This window comes from Advenella sp. RU8 (assembly GCF_048381675.1).
GTDB lineage: Bacteria > Pseudomonadota > Gammaproteobacteria > Burkholderiales > Burkholderiaceae_B > Advenella.
The window spans coordinates 17,357-42,662 of the sequence record NZ_JBLWIS010000006.1 but is presented as its reverse complement, the minus strand read 5'-3'; the positions used below and the strand labels follow the sequence as shown (position 1 = coordinate 42,662).

The 25,306-nt window shown below is 49.8% G+C and carries 24 protein-coding genes and 1 riboswitch; of the genes, 10 read left to right on the top strand and 14 right to left on the bottom strand.

Annotated elements, in window-relative coordinates:
• Positions 1-90: 90 nt before the first annotated feature.
• Positions 91-690 (bottom strand): class I SAM-dependent methyltransferase, encoded by a 600-nt coding sequence (locus ACM5Q9_RS08995; RefSeq protein WP_418144399.1) that lies wholly within the window; start codon positions 688-690, stop codon positions 91-93.
• A 517-nt stretch (positions 691-1,207) separates the two neighbouring features.
• Between ACM5Q9_RS08995 and ACM5Q9_RS08990 the strand changes: the two genes are divergently transcribed.
• The 4 genes from ACM5Q9_RS08990 to ACM5Q9_RS08975 all read left to right on the top strand — a co-directional run bounded on the left by ACM5Q9_RS08990 (position 1,208) and on the right by ACM5Q9_RS08975 (position 5,401).
• Positions 1,208-1,921: a TerC family protein gene (locus tag ACM5Q9_RS08990; protein WP_418144398.1), complete on the top strand. Its 714-nt coding sequence runs from the start codon at positions 1,208-1,210 to the stop codon at positions 1,919-1,921.
• Between the two features lie 317 nt (positions 1,922-2,238).
• Positions 2,239-2,622 carry an aspartate 1-decarboxylase gene (panD, locus tag ACM5Q9_RS08985; RefSeq protein WP_418144397.1) on the top strand — a complete coding sequence of 128 codons (384 nt, stop codon included), beginning with the start codon at positions 2,239-2,241 and terminating at the stop codon, positions 2,620-2,622.
• Positions 2,623-2,791: 169 nt separating this feature from the next.
• Entirely contained in the window at positions 2,792-3,214 is a 423-nt protein-coding gene (locus ACM5Q9_RS08980; RefSeq protein WP_418144396.1) for a DUF2946 family protein, read from the top strand.
• A gap of 153 nt (positions 3,215-3,367) precedes the next feature.
• The gene (locus ACM5Q9_RS08975; protein ID WP_418144395.1) at positions 3,368-5,401 is read left to right on the top strand and encodes a TonB-dependent copper receptor; all 2,034 of its coding nucleotides are present in this window, start codon (positions 3,368-3,370) and stop codon (positions 5,399-5,401) included.
• 8 nt (positions 5,402-5,409) lie between these two features.
• Here ACM5Q9_RS08975 and ACM5Q9_RS08970 read toward each other — a convergent pair whose 3' ends face one another.
• A complete protein-coding gene (locus tag ACM5Q9_RS08970; RefSeq protein WP_418144394.1) occupies positions 5,410-6,021 on the bottom strand; it encodes a response regulator transcription factor in 612 nt (203 codons plus the stop codon).
• Positions 6,011-7,792, bottom strand: coding sequence for a sensor histidine kinase (locus ACM5Q9_RS08965; protein WP_418144393.1), 1,782 nt, complete (start codon positions 7,790-7,792; stop codon positions 6,011-6,013). The genes ACM5Q9_RS08970 and ACM5Q9_RS08965 overlap by 11 nt, the downstream gene beginning before the upstream one ends.
• A gap of 168 nt (positions 7,793-7,960) precedes the next feature.
• On the opposite strand from ACM5Q9_RS08965, the gene ACM5Q9_RS08960 reads away from it, so the two are divergent.
• Positions 7,961-9,310 carry a c-type cytochrome gene (locus tag ACM5Q9_RS08960; RefSeq protein WP_418144392.1) on the top strand — a complete coding sequence of 450 codons (1,350 nt, stop codon included), beginning with the start codon at positions 7,961-7,963 and terminating at the stop codon, positions 9,308-9,310.
• On the top strand, positions 9,303-10,208 hold the full coding sequence (locus ACM5Q9_RS08955; protein WP_418144391.1) for a c-type cytochrome: 906 nt from the start codon (positions 9,303-9,305) through the stop codon (positions 10,206-10,208). The genes ACM5Q9_RS08960 and ACM5Q9_RS08955 overlap by 8 nt, the downstream gene beginning before the upstream one ends.
• Before the next feature lie 86 nt (positions 10,209-10,294).
• Here ACM5Q9_RS08955 and ACM5Q9_RS08950 read toward each other — a convergent pair whose 3' ends face one another.
• Positions 10,295-10,573, bottom strand: coding sequence for a hypothetical protein (locus ACM5Q9_RS08950; RefSeq protein WP_418144390.1), 279 nt, complete (start codon positions 10,571-10,573; stop codon positions 10,295-10,297).
• Positions 10,574-10,996: 423 nt separating this feature from the next.
• Between ACM5Q9_RS08950 and ACM5Q9_RS08945 the strand changes: the two genes are divergently transcribed.
• Positions 10,997-11,164, top strand: a complete 168-nt coding sequence (locus ACM5Q9_RS08945; protein ID WP_418144389.1) for a hypothetical protein — start codon at positions 10,997-10,999, stop codon at positions 11,162-11,164.
• Between the two features lie 120 nt (positions 11,165-11,284).
• Here ACM5Q9_RS08945 and ACM5Q9_RS08940 read toward each other — a convergent pair whose 3' ends face one another.
• The 7 genes from ACM5Q9_RS08940 to ACM5Q9_RS08910 form a co-directional block, all read right to left on the bottom strand.
• Positions 11,285-12,271, bottom strand: a complete 987-nt coding sequence (locus tag ACM5Q9_RS08940; protein ID WP_418144388.1) for a Bug family tripartite tricarboxylate transporter substrate binding protein — start codon at positions 12,269-12,271, stop codon at positions 11,285-11,287.
• A 180-nt stretch (positions 12,272-12,451) separates the two neighbouring features.
• Positions 12,452-13,114 carry a thiaminase II gene (tenA, locus tag ACM5Q9_RS08935; RefSeq protein WP_418144387.1) on the bottom strand — a complete coding sequence of 221 codons (663 nt, stop codon included), beginning with the start codon at positions 13,112-13,114 and terminating at the stop codon, positions 12,452-12,454.
• Between the two features lie 156 nt (positions 13,115-13,270).
• Positions 13,271-14,227, bottom strand: coding sequence for an ABC transporter substrate-binding protein (locus ACM5Q9_RS08930; protein ID WP_418144386.1), 957 nt, complete (start codon positions 14,225-14,227; stop codon positions 13,271-13,273).
• Between the two features lie 53 nt (positions 14,228-14,280).
• Entirely contained in the window at positions 14,281-15,033 is a 753-nt protein-coding gene (locus tag ACM5Q9_RS08925; protein WP_418144385.1) for an ABC transporter permease, read from the bottom strand.
• Entirely contained in the window at positions 15,030-15,779 is a 750-nt protein-coding gene (locus ACM5Q9_RS08920; RefSeq protein WP_418144384.1) for an ABC transporter ATP-binding protein, read from the bottom strand. The genes ACM5Q9_RS08925 and ACM5Q9_RS08920 overlap by 4 nt, the downstream gene beginning before the upstream one ends.
• A 100-nt stretch (positions 15,780-15,879) precedes the next feature.
• Positions 15,880-15,980, bottom strand: a riboswitch (TPP riboswitch).
• A 64-nt stretch (positions 15,981-16,044) separates the two neighbouring features.
• Positions 16,045-17,247 (bottom strand): acetate/propionate family kinase, encoded by a 1,203-nt coding sequence (locus ACM5Q9_RS08915; RefSeq protein ID WP_418144383.1) that lies wholly within the window; start codon positions 17,245-17,247, stop codon positions 16,045-16,047.
• 14 nt (positions 17,248-17,261) lie between these two features.
• On the bottom strand, positions 17,262-18,200 hold the full coding sequence (locus tag ACM5Q9_RS08910; RefSeq protein WP_418144382.1) for a phosphate acetyltransferase: 939 nt from the start codon (positions 18,198-18,200) through the stop codon (positions 17,262-17,264).
• Positions 18,201-18,438: 238 nt separating this feature from the next.
• On the opposite strand from ACM5Q9_RS08910, the gene ACM5Q9_RS08905 reads away from it, so the two are divergent.
• Positions 18,439-20,130, top strand: a complete 1,692-nt coding sequence (locus ACM5Q9_RS08905; protein WP_418144507.1) for a SulP family inorganic anion transporter — start codon at positions 18,439-18,441, stop codon at positions 20,128-20,130.
• A 21-nt stretch (positions 20,131-20,151) separates the two neighbouring features.
• Positions 20,152-20,928, top strand: coding sequence for an NRDE family protein (locus tag ACM5Q9_RS08900; protein WP_418144381.1), 777 nt, complete (start codon positions 20,152-20,154; stop codon positions 20,926-20,928).
• On the opposite strand, the gene ACM5Q9_RS08895 is transcribed toward ACM5Q9_RS08900, so the two are convergent.
• On the bottom strand, positions 20,925-21,857 hold the full coding sequence (locus tag ACM5Q9_RS08895; protein ID WP_418144380.1) for a LysR family transcriptional regulator: 933 nt from the start codon (positions 21,855-21,857) through the stop codon (positions 20,925-20,927). The two genes, ACM5Q9_RS08900 and ACM5Q9_RS08895, sit on opposite strands and share 4 nt — an antisense overlap.
• A 112-nt stretch (positions 21,858-21,969) precedes the next feature.
• On the opposite strand from ACM5Q9_RS08895, the gene ACM5Q9_RS08890 reads away from it, so the two are divergent.
• Positions 21,970-23,490 (top strand): CoA-acylating methylmalonate-semialdehyde dehydrogenase, encoded by a 1,521-nt coding sequence (locus ACM5Q9_RS08890; RefSeq protein WP_418144506.1) that lies wholly within the window; start codon positions 21,970-21,972, stop codon positions 23,488-23,490.
• Between the two features lie 88 nt (positions 23,491-23,578).
• On the opposite strand, the gene ACM5Q9_RS08885 is transcribed toward ACM5Q9_RS08890, so the two are convergent.
• A complete protein-coding gene (locus ACM5Q9_RS08885; protein WP_418144379.1) occupies positions 23,579-24,217 on the bottom strand; it encodes an OmpA family protein in 639 nt (212 codons plus the stop codon).
• 288 nt (positions 24,218-24,505) lie between these two features.
• Positions 24,506-25,303 (bottom strand): helix-turn-helix transcriptional regulator, encoded by a 798-nt coding sequence (locus ACM5Q9_RS08880; protein ID WP_418144378.1) that lies wholly within the window; start codon positions 25,301-25,303, stop codon positions 24,506-24,508.
• Positions 25,304-25,306: the final 3 nt, after the last annotated feature.

Here is a 25,306-nt window from a genome sequence, read left to right as displayed (position 1 = left end):
GCCATTAGATGGATTGGCATTTTTTTGCGTAAGACATTACTGACAAGCCTTGCCCGTGGGCAAGGCTTCCTTTGCGCGACGCCCGGGGTCTCAGGCTTTGCGAGCAATAAACTGAGCGACAGCACCCTTGCCTGTATGAAGCTGGCCCTCATGAATTTCCCGCACACACTCCCTGCTTTCCAGAATGGAATAGGATGCAAAAGCCTGCGCCAGCTCCTCTGCGGTGACCAGCATATCCGGATTGGCCGGACCACCGGTGCGATACTCAAGCTGATCGGGCGTATAAAGCTCGGCCAATAACACTCCATCGGGTTTAAGGGTTTTACGGATTTGTTGATACAAAAAAGGCCGGTTTACCGAAGGCAGATGGCAAAAAATCATGATCACGGCATCATATTCTGCTTCAGGTAACTCATGCATCGTAAGATCGGCATGGATGGTATGTACTTCTGTCTGCCTGAGAGCAGCCAATTTACGGGTTTTCTCAAGACCCGATTGCGCATAATCCAGCGCCCAGACCTGATTACCCATTTGCGCCAAAAACACCGCATTACGCCCTTCCCCCTCGCCAACACACAAAATCTTTTGCGGCGTTTCCGGCGTATCAAACAAGGCTTTGTTTTCTTTCAGGAAATCATTGGGTTCAGTACCATAAACATACTCTTCTCCTGCAAACCGTTCATTCCACATTCAAATCCCCTATTACAAAAAAAAAGTACCAATAGCCAGCCATCCCACCTGCCTGCCGTACCTGATAACTGTACCGCTCAACCATCAAGGCAGGCACTGTTTGGCCTGGCGTAAATGACCAACATCGTAACATTGAATTTAGATATCGTTAGGCAAGCCCATTTCATCAACACTGGGGTTTACCATAATCAATTCAATTATTTCTTGACTTCCCTCAAACATCCCATATAATTACGCCAATCAAGGGGAGTAGCTTTCTTCCGCCGCATCGTCATTTCGATGGTTTGCCTGTTACGCAAACGTCCGGTGCCCGGGTAACAGTCCAACTGTTGCAAGCAAGACCTTGCCATTACGGGCAAGGTGCGTCTTCTCTCTAAAAGACGGCCTGTGTCCTGATGGATCAGGCCTTTTTGTTTTTTTATGCGTACCATTCCCCTCATCTATATGGAATACGCATGGACAGACTCAAGCCAGATCCGTTTCTCTTTCCAATTTTTGTTATTTCAAAGGGTAACTGATGCTTGAATTTTTACAAACACTAAGCTGGGCGGCAATCTTCCAGATTATTCTGATTGACATTTTGCTTGGTGGTGACAACGCCGTGGTTATCGCCCTGGCTTGCCGCAACCTACCCAAAAAACAGCGTATGCAAGGCATCTTATGGGGTACCGCCGGTGCCATTGGCCTGCGTGTCGTCCTGATTGCTTTTGCACTCACCTTATTAACGATTCCTTTCCTGAAAATTGTCGGGGCCTTAATGTTGGTGTGGGTGGGCGTTAAGTTACTGATTCCCGAAGATGATGCCCATGGCAATATTGAAGGCAGTACGTCAATTATGGCGGCAGTCAAAACCATTATCGTGGCTGACTTCGTCATGAGCCTGGACAACGTGATTGCGATTGCCGGCGCGGCCCAAACCGCCAACCCCGATCACCAGATTGGCCTGGTGGTCTTTGGCCTTATCGTAAGCGTCCCTATCATTATCTGGGGTAGCACAATCGTCTTGAAACTGATCGACAAATTCCCTGTCGTGATTACTTTAGGTGCCGCTTTGTTGGGCTGGATTGCTGGCGGTATGCTGTTAACCGATATTTTCATCGTGGAAAAAATTGGCGAGCCTTCAGGCACGCTGAAACTGGCCGCTGAAGTTATTGGTGCCCTTACCATTGTGCTGCTGGGCAAATTCTTCGCCAGCCGTAAACTTAAAGCCAAAGCTGAAGCCCAGGCTTAAGATGGCAAGTGGCAGGTCTGGCCCTCTTGGGCATGACCACCGCCTTTAGGTAATCTGCAACTCATGAAAAACCGGACCGATGGTAACCCCATCGGTCCGGTTTTTTCTTAGCCAGCGGGCTGCCTGAATATTTTCAACCCGTTATGCCTGACAGGCAAAAAAATTGCTCAGCAAATCATATAATTAGCACTGTCCCATTTATATTTGCACCCCTCGCCCCTCATTGTTACCCGAAATATCATGCCAAGGGGCCCATGCATCTATATTTTTTTAATGAATACCGCAAGTTTTGTGTTTTGTAAAAAGGTAACAAACAAATGTTTCGAATGATGATGAATAGCAAAATTCACCGCGCTCAAGTGACCGAGGCGAATTTAGACTACGTCGGCTCCATAACCATCGACCAGGATATCCTTGATGCCGTTGGCATGCTTGCCAATGAAAAGGTGCATATTGTCAACAACAATAATGGTGCCCGCCTTGAGACCTATATTATCCCGGGCCAACGTGGCAGTGGCGTAATCTGCCTTAATGGTGCGGCAGCCCGCCTGGTTCAGAAAGGCGATATCGTCATTATCATGTCTTATGTGTATGTTGATGCCAACGAAGCCGCAAACCATCAACCTAAAGTAGCCATCATGGGTGAAAACAACACCATCAAGGAAATTATCGGCGCCGAGCCCGAAGCCACCATTATGTAATTTTTATCGGCCAGGTAATCTGCGGCATTGCCTGGCCTATTCGCATTTACAATGATAAAAATTAAACTGTGATGACAAATCACAACATTAGATTTGATATGCATCATTACTGTTATCAATACAATTTTCATTAATTGACGCCAATTGCAAGCATTATTAGAATCCAATAATGCTCAGCACCTTGAAAACACCTCACCCGCCATCACACTGGAAAACGCGCATTGCCGCCTGTTTCCTCTTGCTGGCCCTGGTATTGCGCAGCCTCATTCCGATTGGTTATATGCCGGCATCCAATGCAACGGCATCGGGGTTCATGACCCTGACCATCTGTAACCCCGAACACGGTTTTTATACCATTCAGGTTCCCATTGGCGACACCGCTACGCCAGACAGTGAAACCACCATTGCCAACGAATGCCCGTATGGGATACTCGCCCAGCAATTTTTCATTGACCCACCCCCACTACCTGATCCGCTTATCGCCAGACCAGCCATGGTCAGGCTATTTGCATTCAACAACACCCACTATCCGGTTTTCAATATCCGCGGCTCTCCTTTAGGTCCGCGCGCCCCTCCTTCTGTACTTGCCTGATTAATCTCACCGTTTTCCTGCATTCCCTTGCCTGATATAAACCCGTACTGACCTTGCCTGTTTTTTGTGCAAGCATCATGTGCCGTGTGTTTTCTTTTTTTTATCAGGCAATGCTGGAACGGTGTCTATCCAATTTTCAACAAATACAGAAACATGAAATCCTATAACCGTTTTCCCGCATTTTCCTATACCCTGCTTTCATCCACCTTGCTAGTAGCCCTGGCCGAACCCGTCATGGCACAAAAAACAGCCGACGTTACCCAGCTTGAAACAATCCTGGTTACCCAAGTCAACCCTGACTCCCCGCTTACTTATACCACAGACCCAAAACTGCCACGCCAGCCCCTTCCCGCCAGTGACGCCACCGATTACCTGAAAACCATCCCTGGTTTTTCAGCTTTACGTAACGGGGGTTCCAATGGTGACCCGGTTTTACGCGGCATGTTCGGCTCACGCATTAACATACTGACTAATGGTTCATCAATGCCTGGCGCCTGCGGCGGCCGCATGGATAATCCCGCCTCTTATATCTCCCCCGAAAACTTTGATGTACTGACGGTCACCAAAGGCCCACAAACCGTTATTTGGGGGCCAGGCGCCTCAGCGGGAACCGTGCGCTTTGACCGAACCCCACCCACCTTTGAAGAGGGTAAAAACATCAACTTCCAGGGAACCCTGGTCGGAGGCTCATGGGGACGCAATGACCAGACAGCAGACCTGGAGGCGGGCAATGACAAATTCTATGCCCGCGTGACTGCCAATCATTCACACTCCCAGGATTATAAAGACGGTGATGGAAATAAAGTGCATTCACGCTGGGATAAATGGAATACCGATCTCACCCTGGGCCTCACGCCTGATGCAAACACACTGTTGGAGTTGACCGCTGGCACTGGCGATGCAAAAACCGCCTATGCAACCCGCGGCATGGATGGCACAAAATTCAAACGTAAAAGTTATGGCCTGCGCTTCAAAAAGACAAACATCGGTTCCGTACTTGATGAGTTTGAAGCCCAGCTTTACTATAACCAGGCCGATCACGTGATGGACAACTTTCGCCTGAGACCCTACACCATGAAAATGGAATCCAATCCAAGGCGCACCACCTGGGGTGGTCGGGCAGCGGGCACTTTCCGTTTCAATGACAAGCTAAGCCTGGTTACCGGCCTGGATTTCCAGGAAAGCAAACATGAATTGCGCAAGTTTGCCCGCCAAGGCATGCAATGGATTCCCGCTACCGACATGCCCTGGAATGACAATGCCAAATTCAGCAATGTCGGACTGTTCGGAGAGCTGACCTGGCACACATCAGAATCAGGCAGGCTGATTGGTGGCCTGCGTTTTGACCATGCCACAGCCAAAGACCAAAGACAGGCCTCACTGACCACAGACTACAAGCGTGATGACACGCTGACCAGCGGTTTCCTGCGCTACGAACATGACCTGGACGGCATTTCATCCACGGTCTATGTGGGCATAGGACACACTGAGCGCTTCCCCGATTTCTGGGAACTGGTCTCTCCCGGTGCCGGCCCCAAAGGCTCGGTTAACGCCTTTCAGGGAATCAAGCCCGAAAAAACAACCCAGCTTGATTTTGGCGCCCAATACACGGGCGACCGCTTACAAGCCTGGTTTTCGGGCTATTTCGGCTACATTAACGACTTCATCCTGTTCGACTATGCCTCTGCCGGTAGCGGCGTGAAGCAGGTCCGTAATGTCAATGCCCGTATCATGGGTGCGGAAATGGGCGCATCCTACGATATGTCTGATTCCCTCAAGATCAGTAGCACTTTAGCCTATGCCTGGGGCAAAAACAGTGATGACGGTCGCCCCATGGCACAAATGCCCCCCCTCGAGGCACGGATCAGCCTGCAGTATGATGATGGCTCATGGTCTGCCGGTGCGCTATGGCGCCTGGTTGCCCCACAAAAACGCTACGCCACCAATCAGGGTAATGTTGCCAGCAAAGACTTTGGCCCCAGCGCAGGTTTTGGCACACTGGCCCTGAATGCCGGCTATGCCTTTAACGATAAGATCAAGCTGACTGTAGGTATCGACAACCTGTTTGATAAAACCTACAGCGAGCACCTGAACCTGGCGGGTGTCGGCTCATTTGGCTATGCAGCCAACACCCGTATCAACGAACCCGGCCGTACTGCCTGGGCAATGTTGAATATCAAGTATTAAGGCCGTTTTTATTTCTTCATGCAGGCCTGGTTAACCGCCCGGACAAAGTCGGGCAGGTTATCCACCTGCATTTTCTGCATGGCACTGGATCGCTGGACTTCTACGGTACGCACGGCAATATAAAGCTCATCGGCAATCACCTTGTTCGTTTTTCCTTGCAAAACCAAGTCCGTCACCTGCTTCTCCCTTGGCGACAAAGATTCATAAAGCGCTCGCAAATGACCGGAACGCCGGTTCTGTTCAGCCTGCGCCAGCGCGTTCCCAAGGGCAACATCCATCTGCGCCAGCGTAACCGGTTTCTGTAGAAAATCCACGACCCCTTTTTTCAACATATTAACAGCCATGGGCACATCGGCATGACCTGTAAGAACAATCACCGCCATGGTGCTATTGGCCTCAAGCAAATGCTGGTAAAGCTCCTCCCCACTTAAATGCGGCATACGAATATCAAGGATAACAACACCTCCCTTGCCAATATCAGCCCCTTCCAGAAAAGAACGCCCATCAGGCCAGGTACGAGCATCATAGCCAAGGCTTTGTAGCAAGAAAAGCAAAGCCTCCCTTACCGAAACATCATCATCGACTATATGGATAGGTAAAGTCTCAGTATTAGCGCTCATCGTTACGCTTCAGCTCCTTCTGGTTTGTCGCATTCTCTTTAATTGGCAATTTCAAGGTGACCATGGCACCGGCAACACCATCACCGCGATTATCCAGCAACAGGTTCCCCCCTATCACGCGCATTAAGCGCTCACAGATCACCAGCCCCAATCCAAGCCCCTGTTCTTTATTGGTCCGGAAAGGAACAAAGGGAAAGTCAAGCTGCTCTTGGGAAAAACCACCGGCATTATCCATAATTGCGATACCTAAAAAACCATCGTCAAAGTGCCGAATGGAAATATCAACCTGTGTGGCCTGCTGTTGCCAGCAATTCAGCAAGCTATTCACCAACACCTGTTCTATCACACTGGGCACGGTAACCAATACCAAGTCAGCCGGGATATCGATATGTATATCCATAGGGTGCCGTTCATTTTGCAAACGCACAAACTGAATGCTCTTGCCTACAGCCTGGGCAATATTCACCGGCATACTCTGATAATTGCGATCGGATTTGACCCATTTACGCAAATTCTCAATAATTTGTGTAATGCGCTCAACCTGTTCTATGATTTTATCCAGCACCGGAATCATTTCTGAATTTGTTTGCTGCTTTTGCAAGCGATACCGGGTCCCTTCGGCATAATGCCTGATCACCGAAACCGGCTGGTTCACCTCATGCGCGACGCCTGACGCCATTTCTCCAAGAATATTCAACCTGTCTGCATGCATCATCATTCGCTCATAGGTACGCATTCGCTCATAAGCCTGCGTTATCTGTTTTTGCCTGCGCCAGGCCAGCCAACTTACCCAGCCATAATTCAGGAAAGACAGCAAAACAAGCAATAAGGCCAACCCAACCCAGGTTTTGTACTCAGCCACCCAGTCCTGAATGCCAATCCAGACCGATTGCTGAAAAGGGTGCCGGCGAATACTGTGCAAAATTTCCTCTACCCGGGTTGAAGCCACCACCGGAGACCATCCCGGCAATGAAGCGCCAGCACGATTCTGCAATAACAACGAACCTACCCTGGTGGCCAGGGCATCAGGCACATCTGGCAAAGCCGCCAATGACCAGTTAGGGAAAAGCTCGGTACTGCCCGCACAGGCACTCTGGTTATTGACCGGATGCAAGAGTTGAAAGTGCGAGCGGTCCAGAATACCTTGAGCGTGCATTTCCTCCATCAGGCACAAAGGGGCAATAGCGGCATCCACCTGCTTCCGGTCAAGCAACAATAAGGTCTGGTCAATGGGATAATCGGTGAATACCAATGCATAATCCCGATTTTCACGCAATTGCGCATCATGCAGCAATTTATAAGCCAGCAAAAAACCGCCAAAGGCATTTTCCTGTACCGCAGCAATGGTTTTATCGTGCAACTGGGTTATATCACGCAAACCACTGTCCTTGCGGACCCATAATGCACTACCGACCAACTCGGCAGCCTTTGGCTGCGTATCATCCACTCGATTCAAGGTAGCCAGCCAACGCATTTCCGCCCCCGTTTTCATGGATAAAAACTGCGCCTGTGGCGCCAGCACAAAGTTGACTCTGTTATCCGCAATCATCTGTTCCGCATCCGCCAGCTTCATAGGCACCAAAATAAACGTTTCATTTTCCCATTGTGCAGACAGCCAATTCAACCATGGTTGCCATTCCTGCTGGGCTACTTCTACCCCACGTGGTGCCAGTATGCCTACATACCAGGTTTTGGCAGAAAGCACGCCCGAATAAGCCACCATACAGAACAGCAACAACATCTGGTAAAAATGCCTGCAGGAAAATTTCATTGTTTATTTGTCCTAAATCAAAACCACCCGGCTTATGTGGAGTTCCACAATATCAACGGTTTCGTCTATTTCCGAAAATGGCCCTATCAACCCCCGGTTTGAACTGGCATCAGGCAATTGGCCCCGCCGTCTTACTTTGGAACGTTGTCATTTTTATAGGAATTTAACATGAGAACACTGCATAAAAGCCTGATGGCCGCCGCAGTTCTATTCGTCGTGGCTTATGGTGGCGCAGCCATCCTTCCGCAGACCAGAGTCCCGGATACCGCTACAAAAGTAGATATCAACGATAAAGCGCTGATCAAACGTGGCGCTTATATTGCCCGGACTGCAGACTGCGTAGCCTGTCACACCAGCCCAAACGGTGCCGAATATGCGGGTGGACTGGCCATGGAGACGCCGGTTGGCGCGATTTACTCCACCAATATTACGCCCGATCCTGAAACAGGTATCGGCAATTACTCTTTGGCGCAATTCATCGGCGCTGTCAAGCACGGTGTTCGTGGTGATGGACAGGCCTTGTATCCCGCCATGCCCTATCCGTCTTATGTGATTATGCCTGACGAAGATCTGGAGGCCCTTTATGCCTATTTCATGTCTGAGGTCAAACCGGTCAAGCAACAAAATGCTGCTTCCACCATACCGCCGGTATTGAACTGGCGCTGGCCCATGGCCTGGTGGCAATTGGTGTTTGCGTCTGAACGGGATTTTGTGCCCGACCCCAACGCCGATGAAGTGATCAATCGTGGCGCCTATCTGGTAGAAGGACCGGGCCATTGCAGTGCCTGTCATACGCCTCGTGGGATTGCCTATCAAGAACTGGCCCTGAGCCTGAGCGATGGCGATGATTTCCTTTCGGGTGCCGTGATTGACGGCTGGCGAGCCAAGAGCCTGCGTGGAGAAGCCCGCGGGCTGGCATCCTGGAGCCAGGAAGAACTGGAACAATTCCTGTCTACCGGCCGCACCGACAAGGTTGCCGCTTTTGGTGCCATGGCTGATGTTGTACAACATAGCACCCAATACTTCACACCTGAAGATATTGCCAGCATGGCCAAATACCTGAAACAGCTGCCGCCCGTCAAGGGCAGGGAAATAAGCTTGCCTGCCAAAGCGGATACCACAACCGAGGAACTGCTTAATGGCAACTACACCAGCCGTGGCGCCGTTTTATACACAGAACACTGTACCACCTGTCACCGGGCTGACGGCAAAGGCGTAGCACGTATTTTTCCTGCCCTGGATGCAAACAGCGCAGTCTTCGCCAATAATGCCCAATCGGTTATCCAGATCACCCTGGAGGGCGGCAAAATGCCTGATACACCCGCTGACAGAATGGCCTTCAGCATGCCCGCATTCAACCACCTGAGCGACCAGGATATAGCCGAGGTCATTAACTTTATCCGCAATAGCTGGACCAACCAGGCACCGCTGATTGATGCAGGCGAGATCGCAAAAATACGCCATTTCATCTCAGGCAAAGCTCCCCATATCACCGCAACAGGAGATCAACATGAATAAAATTATCAAATGGTCTGTCATGGCAGCAACCGTCATCGCCATCGGTGCGGGTGTTTATCTGGTCCAGTCTCCCTCCCTGACTGACGCCAAACCCATCAGCTTTGATATTTTGGATAAAGACAAAAATGTCGTCGGTCAATACCAAATTCCTGATGACACCACCATTGCCCAGGAACCCAACGCTGAGGAAATCATGTATGGCAAACGGCTAATGAATGAAACCAAACGACTGTTGCCTCAACATGTCGGTGCCTCAATGAACTGCAGCAGCTGTCACGTGGCGCAAGGCAAGTTAAACATGGGCGCACCTTATTTCACGACATCCAACAGCTATCCAAAAGTGATGCCACGCGCGGGCAAAGAAGTTGACCTGACCGGCCGCATCAACGGCTGTTTCCAGCGCTCCATGAATGGCAAGCCGTTGGACCCGAACTCGCGTGAAATGAAAGCCATGATTGCGTATGTTGATTGGGTTGGCCAGAAAGTACCCAAAGCGCTGAAGGTAAAAATACAGAATGCCGGCAAAATCAATGAAGAACTGGTTCCTGATCCTGTCAATGGCAGGGCGCTGTACGCTGCACAATGCGCAAGCTGTCATGGAGACAATGGTGAAGGCCTGAAAGACAGCCGGGGGGATATTGTTTTTCCGCCATTATGGGGAGATGAGTCCTTCAATATCGGTGCAGGCATGGCACGCACCTACAAGGCAGCCGCTTTTATTAAATACAATATGCCGATGGGTGTGCAAAAGCATGGAGCCTGGGGCCAAGGCAACGTCTTAAGCGACCAGGAAGCGGTAGACATTGCCGAGTACTTTACCCACATGCCTCGCCCCGACTTCCCGGGTAAAGTCAATGACTGGGCCAAAGGCAACAAACCCAAGGATGCACGCTATTGATATTAACCATGCAGGCCATTAAAAACTAGCCATTACACCAACAACCCTCTTTAACCGGACCATACGTCCGGTTTTTTTTATGTCCTTTATGCAGGAATCTGCTCTGGCACACTCCCGCTTGACAAGTATCTTTCAGGGAACAAAAATTGAACCACCAGCAACAAGTACATTAACAGCAGCAGGTTTTGGGGCTGCCTGACCTGCCAGCGTGGCAAAGCCCCAATCAAAAAGCGGGTAGTGAATGAAAGCAAGGCGACAATCAATAAGGTATCAGCGATGCGGTCAGGAAACTCATTGAATATTTCCCCGGTAGCCGTTTTTTTCTGCTGAAGTGGATGCCTGGATCCATACGTAAAATACCCCATCAAAACAGATACCCCGCCAACAGCAGCCTTGATTTTTACTTGGCAAAACTTGAAAATCCAGATTAATCCACATTGACGCAGACATTTTTTCGAAAAACCAAAAAAACCATGAAAATCAACTATCTAAAGCATCATTCAAAACAACTTGCTTAATTTTCAAAATAAAGGTATACTTGGGTAAATCGCTTAAAAAATAAGGCAATAAAACCAAGCACTTATAGCGATTTATTATATAAGCACATAAAAAAACCAGCAATCTCTCCATTCGGGCTTGCAAAAAAAACATAAATCATAAAATTGCAATAATAACGGGGTAATCTATCAATGCTTCTTCGTTTTGTTGCAAATAAAACTGGGGGCAAATCCGAGACGTTTGCTCACACCAAAGCATTATCAACAATTATTTTTATAAAGAGAAAAAATATGAAACTATTAACCAGACTTCGTGAAGAATTTTCCAGTCACACCGTAACCGTAGCCGAAAGCAAAAACAATGCTGAAAAACGCACTCAGCACAGCTATCAACGCGTTAATAACGGCATGCCATTCCTGCCGTCCAACCGCCTTGCCAAATCTGAAACCCTGAATTAACTCAAACAAAGGTCCGGCAACCCCTGCTAGACCTGCCATCAATAAAAAGGACATGCATTGGCATGTCCTTTTGTATTCTGCAGCAAAAACAATAAATCCGGATTATCTGTTTTCCATCCACTAATTCAACTGGATCTCAGCCTTTCCTATAATATCTTTCCATTTACCAAAATCACGACTGATCATTTTTGAAAAATCAGCTGAGGTACTATATTCAACCGTGATGCCGTTTTTTATGAAACTGTCTTCGGTGGACGGCAGCTCTGATATTTTCTTGATTTCCAAATTTAATTTATCAACAATTTCCTGAGGAGTATTTGCAGGAGCAACAATTCCAAACCAGCCCGAAACCTCAAAATCATTCAAACCAGCTTCCGCAGCAGTAGGAACCGCGGGCAATAACGGCGAACGTTTCTGTGTACTTAACGCCAATCCTTTCACTTTCCCGCTCTTGATATGAGGCGCCAAAATGGTCAGCGTATCTACTGATACATCTACCTCTCCGCCAAGCAAACCGGTAATGGCCGGTGCACTGCCCTTATAGGGAACATGTAATAAATCCACTGACACCAGACTTTTAAACAACTCTCCCGTCAAATGACATAATGTTCCATTGCCACATGAAGAATAAGTAAGGGCACCCGGCCTTTCTTTTGCCAATGCGATTAAATCCTGCAATGAATCAACATTAACCTTTGGATTAACGGCAATCACATTAGGAACAGAAGCCACTAATGACACAGGCACAAAATCCTTAATAGGATCAAACTGAATTTCTTTTGCCAGATTCGGCAATATCGTTAGCTGTCCAGTCGTTGCGACCGATAAGGTATAACCATCCGGTTTGGCCTTTGCCGCCGCTTCGGCTGCAATTGCAGTGCCGGCACCCGGTTTGTTGGAAACCACTACTGGCTGCCCCAAAGCGTTAGACAATTCTTTTGCATAATATCTGCCAATGGTATCGGCACCACCCCCTGGAGGAAATGGCACAATCAAGGTAATGGTTTTTGATGGCCAATCCGCAGCATGAGCCACACTGCATAATATGGCCATACCTGCCACAGCAAATGATTTTGCTATTTTATTTAGGGTTATATATTTTTTCATCGGCTTCTCTCAAAATAACTTACTGACAACAGTCCAGAAATTGTTTTAAGAGAATAGCACCCGAAAAATAATAATTAAAATTAATTGTTATTATATGATTATATGCATAAATAACATATTAATTTTTAATATCAATAACAAGACGACTCCACTACCTAAAATCGTATTGCGCCAAGCAACCTACATCAAACGCCATAACCCCATCTCCCAAAATGCGACTTCCATGCGGGTGGCAGTGCCAAACGTTTGTTTTACCCGATTCATGCCTACCTCGGTCAAATCGGCACACAAGCGCTCTAACAACTCTTTTTCCACCTCAATGGCATCCTGAAACTCCTGGCCAGCGTACATTTCTATCCACTTCCGGTAGGGATTACCTTCCAGCTTGGTAAACGGTTGCTGCATCAGCCAAGTACCAATTTCGGCATAGCCCATCATGCAAGGCGCCAAGGCGGCATGCAATTCAGCCAGCCCACCGCTTAAGCCACGATCCAGTACAAAACGGGTATAGGCCACACAGGCGGAAGATTCCTTTTCTTCCAACAATTGCAGCTCGCTGATGCCCCACTCCTTGCAGTAATCAATGTGCAACCCGATTTCCAGGTCAAGCAATGCATTGATGCCCGCCTGCCCGTAACGCATATCGGCAAAGTTATCGCTTTTATATACGGCCAGTCCCCATGCACGGGTAAACTGGATCAGGAACAGGTAGTCCTGTTTCAGGTAATGCCGGAAACTTTCCGCAGGCAGCGTTCCCGCCCCTAACTGGCGCACAAACTCATGTTGTGTATAGGCCTGCCAATCTTCGGCACATGATTGCTTTAGCTGCTCAAAATATGACATTTCCAAAAAGCTCCTGGAAAATAAAACAAACTTGAAGTATTAACAGTAAAACAGTAATAAACACTATGACTGTTTTACTGTTTCAGTTAATTAACGGTACCCTTGCCTTGCCTGAAGACCGGGGGTTGCCTCGCACTGACTCGTGTCAATAAGTAATCAAGGTTCAATCGCGTAATCAGCCAGTGCCGGTACCTTGTTTTTAATCAGGCCCTGTTCCTGCATGAAACGGGCAAAGGTTTCATAGCGTCGTTGGCCAAGTGCGCCCGGCAGCAAGGCAAAACGTGGCAAGGTATCTTTCCAGGCCCGGCGGTTAAGTTCATTATCCAGTTCCTTGGGTTTATAGTCCTTGAAAACTGTCCATGCCTCATCGGGGTGATTCACAATGAACTGCACCGCTTTTTCCAGTGCCACGTTAAAACGGCGATATTTATCATGATCTCGGTCTTTGTTGTTGACCACCATAATCAACTCATCATAGGCAGGCACCCCTTCCTCTTCAACATAGAAAGCATGGCCGGGATGGTTTTCAATATCAAGCTGGTTCAGCTCGAAATTACGGAATGCTCCCACCACGGCATCAACCTTGCCGGTAATCAAAGAAGGAGACAATGACCAGTTCACATTCACCAGCTCCACATCATCAACCGTCAGGCCTTTTGCCCCAAGCATGACTTTTAGCAGGATATCCTCAAAGCCTCCCACGGAAAATCCGATTTTCTTGCCTTTCAAATCGGCAATTGACTTGATGTTGCTGCTTTTAAGCGTAACCAAGGTATTCAGGGGAGTGGCAATCAGGGTGGATACGCGTGTCAGGGGCAAGCCTTCATCAATTTGCATATGCAACTGGGGCTGGTAAGTCACTGCCATATCCGCCTTGCCTGCCGCCACCAGCTTGGGGGGCATTGAAGGATCTGCCGGTTCCTGTATCTCCACCGCCAAACCCTGCTCGGCAAAATAACCGTTCTTTTCAGCAACCACAATAGGCGCATGATCGGGGTTGACGAACCAGTCCAGCAAAAGCGTAACCTTGTCTTGGGCCAAGGCCTGGGCACTGACAAACAGGCTAACAGCACACGCGGCCAGCCATTTTTTACCTGAAACTGAATTTTTCATATTCTTCCTGAACGTTCTCATCTTACGAAAGGTTAGTTTTAAATTAAAATAATTTATGCCTGCCAGCAAATCAATTTGCGCAACAGGTAATCAACACTAAAGTACAACAGCAATGAAAGGCAGGCCAGCACAATCAGCGAGGCAAATACGGTATCCACCTGCATGCGGGCATTGGCGTGCAGCATCAAGTAGCCCAGCCCGTTGCTGGAGCCAACCCACTCTCCGATTACCGCACCAATAGGGGCTACCGTGGCTGCCACCCGCAAACCCGATGCCAGTGATGGCAAGGCCGCTGGCAGACGGATTTGCCATAGCACCTGCGCATGGCTTGCCCCCATGGTTTGCGCCAGTTGCAACCAGTCACGGGACGTGCGCTGCAAACCGTCATAACAGGCCGAAGTCACCGGAAAAAAGATAACAATGGCTGCCATGACCACCTTGGAGGCCATGCCATAACCCAACCAGATCATCAGAATCGGTGCCAGGGCAAACACCGGGATGGCCTGGCTTACAATCAGCACCGGCAACAGCCATACCCTGAACGATCGTGACCATTGCAACAGCATGGCACTGGCAAATCCCAACAGGCATCCCAGCACCATACCCATGATAATTTCAGCCAGCGTGACCAGGGCATGTCCGGCAATCAGGGAACGTTGCTCCCACAAGGCATTCAATACCCGTAACGGGCCTGGCAAAATAAAATGCGGAGCATTGGTCAGCAATACAACGGTTTGCCACAAGGCCAGCAGGCCAGCGGTAATCAGCAACAGCCGTAGCCCGGGAGAGGTTTTATGGATATTCACAGGACAGGCCCCTCCTGGTCTTTTTGCAAATAGGCCAGCAATTGCCCCTGCCAGGATAATATTTGCGTATCCTCCAGGGCACGCGGTGCCGGCGTATCAATGGCAAACATCATTTTCAAGACCACCGGGCGCTCTGTCATGACCCAGACATGGTCACTTAAACGCAACGCTTCCAGTGGATCGTGGGTAATCAACAATACGGTTTTGCCATGCAGCAAGGTAGCGGCCAAATCTTGTAATTGGAGCTTGGTAATGGCGTCCAATGCCGAGAATGGCTCATCCATTAACACCACTGGCTTGTCTTCCATTAAGGTACGGGCCAGTGCCACACGCTGCCGCTGGCCACCCGACAGGTGTTCGGGCCTGCTTTGCGCCAGGCCACCCAAGCCAAGCTGCCCAAGCATCGCATTGGCGCGTTCCTGGTGTTGGGCCGAGACCTGTTTACGCAAACGGGCCCCCAGCAACACATTTTGCTCTACCGTAAGCCACGGCAACAAAGCATCACGCTGTCCCATCCAGGCAATCCTGTCATGCAAAGGCAACCCATCATCGGCCTCAATATGACCGGTCAGTGCCGTACCGCTTAACAAGCCCGCAATACTTTGCAGCAAGCTGCTTTTGCCAACCCCGGAGCGACCCAGTATGCTATGCCAACACCCGCCCTTGAAGTGACCATCCAAACGGCTGAACAAAGGTTGGCCTGCGTAACCCAAGCCTATATTCTGCAGGCTGATTCCCGGTGACATAATTGAAAACGACTCCTTTAGCACAGCAATGGATAATTATTCTGATCATTGCGTGGTGGGCAAAAGGAAACCATGAAGAAATACCGGCCATGGACAGGCCAGTAAAACGCATCCTATTTCCTCCGCCAGTACGAACTGGATCAGGTTCACGGGTGTTTTCTCAGCCTTACCATAATGGGCAAGGCACCCCGACAAGATGCTGGCAGTCTAGCTCATTATGGCAAGGCTGTCCATACAAGCTATCGATTGATGGCAAGATACCCGCTCAGGTAACTGCCTGGCCATGCCCCTTGGTAATCAAGGCAAGCGTTTGCTGTGCAATCACCCATTCTTCGTTGGTGGGAATGATATAAACACCGACTTTACTGTCATTGGTGCTCAGGCACGACTGATTACTTTCATTGCGGACCGGGTCAATGCGAATACCCAGCCAGGCCAAGTGCTCACATACCTTTTGTCGTACTAGCGGGCTATTTTCACCAATACCGGCAGTAAACACCAGGGCATCCAGCCCCTGGGTTGCGGTCAGCAACCCTGTAATGCCTTTGGCAATATGGTAGGCAAAATACGCCATGGCCAACTTTGCACGCGGATCAGGATTATCCTGCAGGTCACGAACATCGGCACTGATGCCGGACAAGCCCTTTAATCCCGATTCCTTATAAAGCAGGTGCTGGATTTCATCATGTGTCATGCCCTGCTCAAGCATCCATAACACCACTCCAGCATCCATCTGGCCACAACGGGTACTCATGGGCAAGCCATCCAGCGCGGTAAAGCCCATGGTGGACTCCAGACTGCGACCGTCTTTCATGGCGCATGCCGATGCACCAGAGCCCAAATGGGCCACCACCACCCTGCCCGCCGCCAGATCAGGATAATCCTGGCGCAGTTTTCCAGCGATATATTGATACGACAGACCATGAAAGCCATAACGGCGAATGCCTTCCTTATAGTAAAACTGGGGCAAGGCAAAGCGGTCTGCCACTTCAGGCTTGGAACGATGGAAAGCGGTATCAAAACAGGCCACCTGCCTGATATGCGGCCAATTCTCAAAAATCACATGAACCGGCTCCAGGTTGTTGCGCTGATGTAGGGGAGCCAACGACACCAGGGCATCCAGCTTTCTTAGCACCTCATCATTCACCATGACACTGCGATCATAATCAGGGCCACCATGCACAATGCGGTGCCCCACGGCCAGTGGCTCTTTGGTAATAACGGTACCCAGCCAATCACCAACGACACGCTGGGAAAGTTGCAGGTTTTGTGCCTGTTCCGGCTGCAGCGCCTGCTCTATCAGGACCTTTTGGTCTCTGCCCTTAACCTTGAAAAATGGCTGCTTGCCACCAATACCCGATACCTGCCCGCCAAAAGCAAACTCAAGCGCATTGAGGCCATCAGTTTCATACACATGGAATTTCAAGCTTGAACTTCCGGCATTCATGACTAAAATTGTGTCTTGCATCGTCAACCCGCTCATTATTTTCCAATTGCCTTTTTTTTCAGCAAACTGTCAGCATATACCACTGCAACCGCACATGAAGCCAAACGGGTTCGCTCACTGTCTGCCCGGCTGGTAAGAATAATGGGGACGCGCGCACCCAACACAATCCCTGCCGCATCGGCACCGGACAAAAACGTCAAATTCTTCACCAGCATATTGCCGGCTTCCAGATCTGGCACCACCAAAATCTGGGCATGACCGGCCACTGCGGATTGAATGCCCTTGATTTGGGCGGCCTCGGGGCTAATGGCATTATCCATGGCCAACGGACCATCCAGGATGCCCCCCTTGATTTGCCCCCGATCAGCCATTTTGCATAGGGCTGCCGCATCAATGGTGCTTTGCAGTTTTTCAGTGATCTGCTCTACGGCCGACAGGATGGCCACACGAGGGGTATCCAGCCCCAGGGCAAGATGCAGGTCTATCGCGTTACGGATAATATCGGCTTTTTCACATAAAGTCGGAAAAATATTAATCGCACCATCGGTAATGAACAGCAGTTTATCGTAGCTGGGCACATCCATGACAAAAACATGGGATATTCGGCGTTCGGTACGCAGGCCACCGTTATAGCACAATACCGAATGCAGCAACTCGTCACTATGCAAGCTGCCTTTCATCATCAGCGTTGCCCTGCCTGCCTGTACTTCGGCTACCGCCGCATCGGCCGACGCATGGCTGTGTTCGGTGTTAATAATTTGCAAGCCACTGATATCCAGGGAATTTTCCAGGGCCACCTGACGAATCCGCTCTTCAGGTCCCACCAAGACCGGGATAAAAAGGTTTAACCTGCCTGCCTGTACGGCACTGGACAGGGAAACTTCATCGCAAGGGTGAACAACGACACAAACATGCTTTTTTTCAAGGTTGGCGGCTGTATTCACCAGCTCCTGAAAACGATCGTTTCGATTCATAAAAAATTTCCTATACTTACCCGGGTACATTGACCACGCAAAGGGATGAACATCAAGCCAAAAAACATAATCCAGTCAATTATGAAACATTTTCATTACAATACCAATGATTAAAGCGTATACCTACTGATTTTTCAAATTGAACATGGCAAAAAGCAATCAAGAGCCCCTTCCGTCACCTCCCTCTGGTGGACCTTTGCCTTCTAGCAAAGATGAAACTACTGGCCTATTAGCATGGATGCCCGGTCTTCACACACTGCTTCACTATCGCAAGGAGTGGCTTCGACATGACCTGGCAGCTGGCCTGGTCCTTGCCACCGTACTGATTCCGATTGGCATTGCCTATTCAATTGCAGCCGGGCTGCCCGGCATTTATGGTCTCTATGCCACCATTATCCCCTTGCTCGCTTATGCCATTTTCGGGCCCAGCCGTTTAATTGTGATTGGCCCCGACTCTGCCTTGGCAGGCATCATCTTTGCAATTATTGTGCCGATGGCGGCAGGCAACCCCGAGCGGTTAGTCACCCTGGCCAGTGCGCTGGCCATTATTTCCGGCATTATTACCATCCTTGTCAGCCTTCTGAAACTTGGCTTTATTACCGAACTGATCTCCAAGCCTATCCGCTACGGCTACATGAACGGTATTGCACTGACTGTGCTTATAGGCCAAACACCTGCCCTGACAGGAATATCGGTGGACTCAAGCGGAATTTTTGCCAAACTGCAAGAAATCTGGCTGGCACTGGCCAACGCGCAAGCCAATAACACCTCCCTTATCATCGGAGGCACTTCACTTGCCCTGTTGCTAATTCTCAAGCGCTTCAGGCATTTCCCCGGTCCATTGCTGGTACTGGCCCTGGCAACCATTGTGGTTGCGTACTTCGGACTTGACCAGCATGGCGTTCAAATCCTGGGAACATTGCCAGAAGGATTACCCGCCTTCACCCTACCGCTGATCAGCAACGATGACGTGATTCCGGTGATTTTGGGTGCCGGCGCGATTGCCCTGTTATCGAGCTCGGAAACCAGCATTTTATCCCGCACCTATGCGGCCAAATACAATAACTACATCAACCCCAACAAGGAAATTTTCGGGCTGGGTGTTGCCAATTTTTTCACCGGTTTCTTTCAAGGTTTCCCCATCAGCAGCAGCGCCTCGCGCACGCCGGTATCTGAGGCGGCAGGGGCAAAAACCCAATTAGCCTGCATTACCGGAGCCGTTATTGTGGGCCTGCTCTTGGTTTTGGCACCCAACCTGCTTTATTTCCTGCCGGCCCCGACCCTGGCCGCTGTGGTCATTTCCTCTATCATCAATATTTTTGAGTTTAAAGATCTCAAGCGCATTTACCAGATTCAAAGATGGGAATTCTGGCTCTCTATTGTTTGCTTTGCAGGAGTCGCCGTATTTGGTGTTTTACCCGGCATCGGCATCGCAATCACCATTGCCATCCTGGAATATTTATGGGATGGCTGGCGACCACACTACGCGATTCTTGGCCGGGTCGATCAACTCAAGGGCTATCATGATATCAGCCGCCATCCAACAGCACGGCTTATACCTGGATTGATCCTGCTTCGCTGGGATGCGCCGCTTTTCTTTGCCAATGCTGAACTTTTCCATCATTGCGTCCTTGACTCCATTAGCAAATCACCACATGCCGTTCGACGGATTGTCATTACCTCCGAACCGGTGACCAATGTTGATGTCACGTCTGCCGACATGCTGGTTGAACTGGACGAACAACTGAAAGCAGCCGGTATAGAACTGTGCTTTGCTGAAATGAAAGATCCGGTCAGGGATAAGTTGCGCAAGTTCGGCCTGTCAGAGCGCTTTGGCAATGAGCGTTTTTTTCCAACAATCGGACAAGCCGTCAATGGCTATCTGAATGCATACATTGTTGAATGGATAGACTGGGAAGACAGGGTCTGATTATTACTGGAAAACAATTTTATGTGTATTGCCTACCTATCAATCAAGAAGCATCCCGAGTGGCCGCTTTTCATCGCCGCCAACCGGGATGAGTTTCACCACCGCAAGGCATTGGCGGCAGCCCCGTGGAAAAACAAGCCAGACCTTATTGCCGGCATAGACTGCGAGGCGGGCGGAACCTGGCTTGGCCTTAATAAAAATGGCCGGTTTGCCCTGCTCACCAATTACCGGGATATCCATTCGATCATGCCAGCCGCGCCAAGCCGCGGCTATCTGGTGAGTGAATTCCTGCTAAACGATATGCCGGCCCTTGATTATGCCAGCACGATTTTGGCTAAGGGAAAACAATACAATGCCTTCAACCTGGTGGTGGGCAATCGGGATAGAAGTATTTATATCAGTAATCGCGGTCTCCAGGCCCAACCCGTGGAACTGCAGCAGGGCAGCCATGTCCTGTCCAACCACCTGATGGATACCCCGTGGCCCAAGGCAGAGCGGCTGCGCAAGGCATTGGACAGCATTGAGCTTGATTTCCTGCCAGACCAATTGCCCGATATTTTTGATATTTTACGTGACAATACCCGGCCCCCCGATCATGATTTGCCCAACACCGGACTTTCTCTGGAACGTGAACGGCTGCTCAGCAGCCCGTTCATTGTCAGCCCCGATTATGGCACGCGCTGCTCAACCATTATCGCGATACATAAAAGTGGAAAAACCCTGTTCAGTGAAAGAATCTACAACCCTGCAGGAGAGCCCGTTTCAGAGACAAAATTTGACTTTTTGATTCAAGATTAAATGAATGAATCGTTCTTTAACGCTGCCTTCAGATAATCAACAAAAAGACGGATAATATTGGGCACATGCGGGCTGTACGGCCGAAGCGCGTAAATGTTTTCCCCAAATACACTAACCGGCTTCCATTGCGGCAAGACCGGCACCAGCCTTTCTTTCTTCAACTCAGCAACGACTGAAAAATCGGGTATGGCGGCAATACCCAAATCCGCCAGCACCAGCTCCCGGAGTGTTTCACTGTTATTGGCAGAAAAAGAACCGTTCACCGGCACACTAACCCTCTCGCCCCCGCCTTTCCTTCGTTCAAAATGCCAGGTAGGCAAAGAACCTGAACGCAGATAGCACAGGCAATTATGGCGGACAAGATCATCAGGATGCACTGGCATGCCATGCTTTTTGATATAGCCAGGACTTGCCAGCAGCAAGGTTTGGGTCTGGCACAAATTCCAGGCCACATGGGTTTCCGGAACGGTAGACGTATGCCTGATCGCCAAATCAAAACCTTCCTGGGCAAGGGCGCTGATGTGATCCGATAATTCAATTTCAATTTTGATTTCAGCGTATTGATGCATGAACACCGGCAAGCGGGGAATAATTTGCTGCCGCGCCAATGCGACCGGCGCCGTAACCCTGATCACACCCCTGGGCTCTTCGGCCAGTTCCCGGATTTTTTCACAGCCGGTTTCTATGTCGGCAAAAGCCGGGCGGGTAAAAGTTACCAATGCACGACCGGCTTCAGTTAAACGGACGCTGCGAGTCGTACGCCGAACCAGCATGATCCCCATGGCTTTCTCAAGCTCCTGGATACGTTGACTCATGGCGGCCTTGCTAACACCCAGACGCTGGGCAGCAGCCGTATAGCTACCGGTTGACTCAAGAATGCCCAACCAGAAAATGTGTGACCAAAGCGGTTCTATTTTTCGTATATCCATTACTTTATTGTCCAATAATATGAACAATAAATCCAGTATTTTGATATTGATTGACTTTCTTCACCTATCTATACTGCATATAAACATCATTCACCAAAGGAGCAAGACTGTGATCAACCCGACCCCTGCCTACACGGGCAATGAAGATATCGTCAACTATATCAATGGCCAGAAATCAACACCAAACGGTGTCGAGAAACAGGCTGTTTATAATCCTTCAACCGGTGCCGTTACCCGTCACGTGGTGCTGTCCGGTGCCTGGGAAGTGGATCAGGCCGTTGCCGCTGCCAAGGCTGCCGCGCATGACTGGGCAAATACCCCGCCCATTCGCCGGGCCCGCATCATCAACAAGTTCCTTAGTCTGATACAGGAGAATGCCGATACCCTGGCAGCCATCATTACTGCCGAACATGGCAAGGTTTTTACCGATGCCCAGGGCGAAGTCGCCAGAGGCATTGATATCATCGAATTTGCTTGCGGTATCCCCCAATTGCTTAAGGGTGACTACACAGACCAGGTATCCACCAATATCGACAACTGGACCATGCGCCAGCCTTTAGGGGTAGTGGCCGGTATTACCCCTTTCAATTTTCCCGTCATGGTCCCCTGCTGGATGTTCCCGATTGCGATTGCGGCAGGTAATACTTTTATTCTCAAGCCCAGTGAACGAGACCCCAGCGCATCCCTGTTCATGGCCGATTTGTTTAAAAAAGCAGGGCTTCCTGATGGCGTTTTCAATGTCATTCAAGGCGGAAAACCGGCAGTTGATGCCTTGCTTGAGCATCCGGATATTGCCGCCATCAGCTTTGTAGGATCCACCCCGATCGCACACTATATCAGTGAGCAAGCCGCCCATTTCGGCAAACGGGTACAAGCATTGGGTGGCGCCAAAAACCATCTGGTCGTGATGCCCGATGCCGATCTGGAACTTGCCGTAGATGCCCTTGTTGGTGCCGGCTACGGTTCTGCTGGTGAGCGCTGCATGGCCATCTCCGTTGCCTTGCTGGTCGGTGATGTAGGTGACCGCCTGATTCCGATGCTTGCAGAGCGAGCCCGCAACCTGAAAATCATGGATGGCATGCATCTAGAGGCCGAAATGGGACCCATCGTGACCCGTCAGTCACTGGAAAAAATTGAATCATATATTGATTCGGGCATCCAGGAAGGCGCCACCCTTGTTGTGGATGGACGCGGCTACCGTGTTCCCGGACATGAAAACGGTTTTTTCACCGGTGGAACCCTGTTTGACCATGTCACGCCCGAAATGCGTATTTACAAGGAAGAAATCTTTGGTCCCGTACTTTCCTGCGTAAGGGTCAAGGATCTGGGTGAAGCCATTGAACTGATCAACAATCATGAGTTTGGCAATGGCGTTTCATGCTTTACCAGCGACGGACATACGGCGCGGGAGTTTGGCAGGCGCATTCAGGTGGGCATGGTTGGCATTAATGTACCTATTCCGGTGCCGATGGCCTGGCACGGATTTGGCGGATGGAAAAAAAGTCTTTTTGGTGATATGCATGCCTATGGGGAAGAAGGCGTTCGTTTTTACACCCGCCAAAAATCCATCATGCAGCGTTGGCCCGAAAGCATGGCCAAAGGTGCCGAGTTCGCCATGCCAACAGCTAAATAAAATGCCAAAGACCCTTGTACTTTCGTATCAAGGGTCTTTATATCAGGGTTTGCCTTGCCCGCATGCGGGCAAGGCTTATTATCCTGGATTAGCGAACAGCGTACAGATAAAGCTCAACGCGGCGGTTCATGGCACGTCCGCTAGGTGTACTGTTATCAGCAATCGGATCGTTAGGACCACGACCCTCTACACTCATCCGGCCAGATGCAACACCCTGAGAAGCCAGGTAATTGACCACGCTGGAAGCGCGGTTGACAGACAGGGTCTGGTTAAAGGCAGCGGAACCGGTACTATCGGTATGGCCGACTGCTTTCAGGCGCAACGTTGGCTCTTCAACCATGGAGGTTGCCAATGCATTCAGGACTGGATAAATGGCCGGTTTAAGCGTGGCTTGACTGATATCGAACGTAGCACCGTCAGGGATATTGACTTTCAGGCTACCATCGGGCATTTGGGTAGTTGAAACGCCCAGTTGTTTGCCTCCGGCCTGGTCAACCTTGCCAACAATACGATCCCAGTTATAGCCCACAATTGCACCGGTTACCGCACCGATACCGGCACCAATACCTGCCGCTTTCGAGCTGTCACCAATCAGCGCTCCCAAGCCAGCCCCTACTAAAGCACCAATGCCACCACCCGCGGCAGTATTACCACCTTGTGTTGCGCAACCTGCCATAATGGATCCGGCGACCAGAACACCGGCAAGACGTGTTAAACGATAATTCATGTACTTCTCCTATTGGAATCTGTGTTCTTGATGATGAATCACGGCAAGTATGATCAAAAGAATATATGGTTAAAAAACATATATTAAATTTAATACGCTTTCCGCTGCGAATACTAACACACTAAGTCAAATACAAGCACTACCAAGATCTCCTTTTATAAAGCAAGAAAATCCAAAAAAACCACTATCTTGTTGGTTTGCAATGGTTTTTTATATTAAGAAGGATGGTCAATATCTACATTTTAATAACAATCCGCAATAATTTGTAGAATATTTGATGGTGTGGCGTTAATCGGGTTTTATCAATAACATCACCAGCTTGTAATCCTGATGGGTAGCCAGCCTGAAGGTAATCTGCTCAAACTCCAGATAGCCCTTTTCCGGATTCATGAACTCACGTACCCCGCCCTCACGCTCAACCACCGCCTGTCTTGACCACCAATGCTGGAACAGTTCGCTGGAGGCCAGTAATTCCTCAATAATCTGGCTGATATCCGGTTCATCTAGATGGGCACCAATATCGGCCCTGAATTCGGCGACCGAACGGCGCGCGCGTTGCTCCCAATTAACGACCACCTTGGAGGCATCAGGGTTTTGAAAAATGAAGCGGAGTAAATTTGGCGCTTGCTGGCAACTGGGCCAATGATTGAAAAGCGTATCCAGTGGCTGATTGAAAAACAGGATATTCCAGCAACGATCAAGGATATAAGCCGGCCCGGCACAATTATTGACGCAAGCCTGCAGCGATAAAGGCAGGCTGCCATGCTGTGCTTTGCCGTGGTCCGGATCAGTCACTTCAGCCAACTCAAACAGGTAGGCCCGCTCCGCCTTGGTCATATGCAGGACATCGGCCAGGCGGGACCATACTGCACTGGAAACGGAGACATCGCGCCCCTGCTCGATCCAGGTATACCAAGTGACACTAATATCACATAGTTGTGCAACCTCTTCTCGGCGCAGTCCCGGGGTGCGACGACGCTGCCCATGGCTGAGTCCGGCCATTTGGGGTGTTACCCTGGAACGGGCATTACGAACGAATTCGCCCAACACCTGTTTATTGGCCGGTACTCCGGACTTGGTAACCATGGC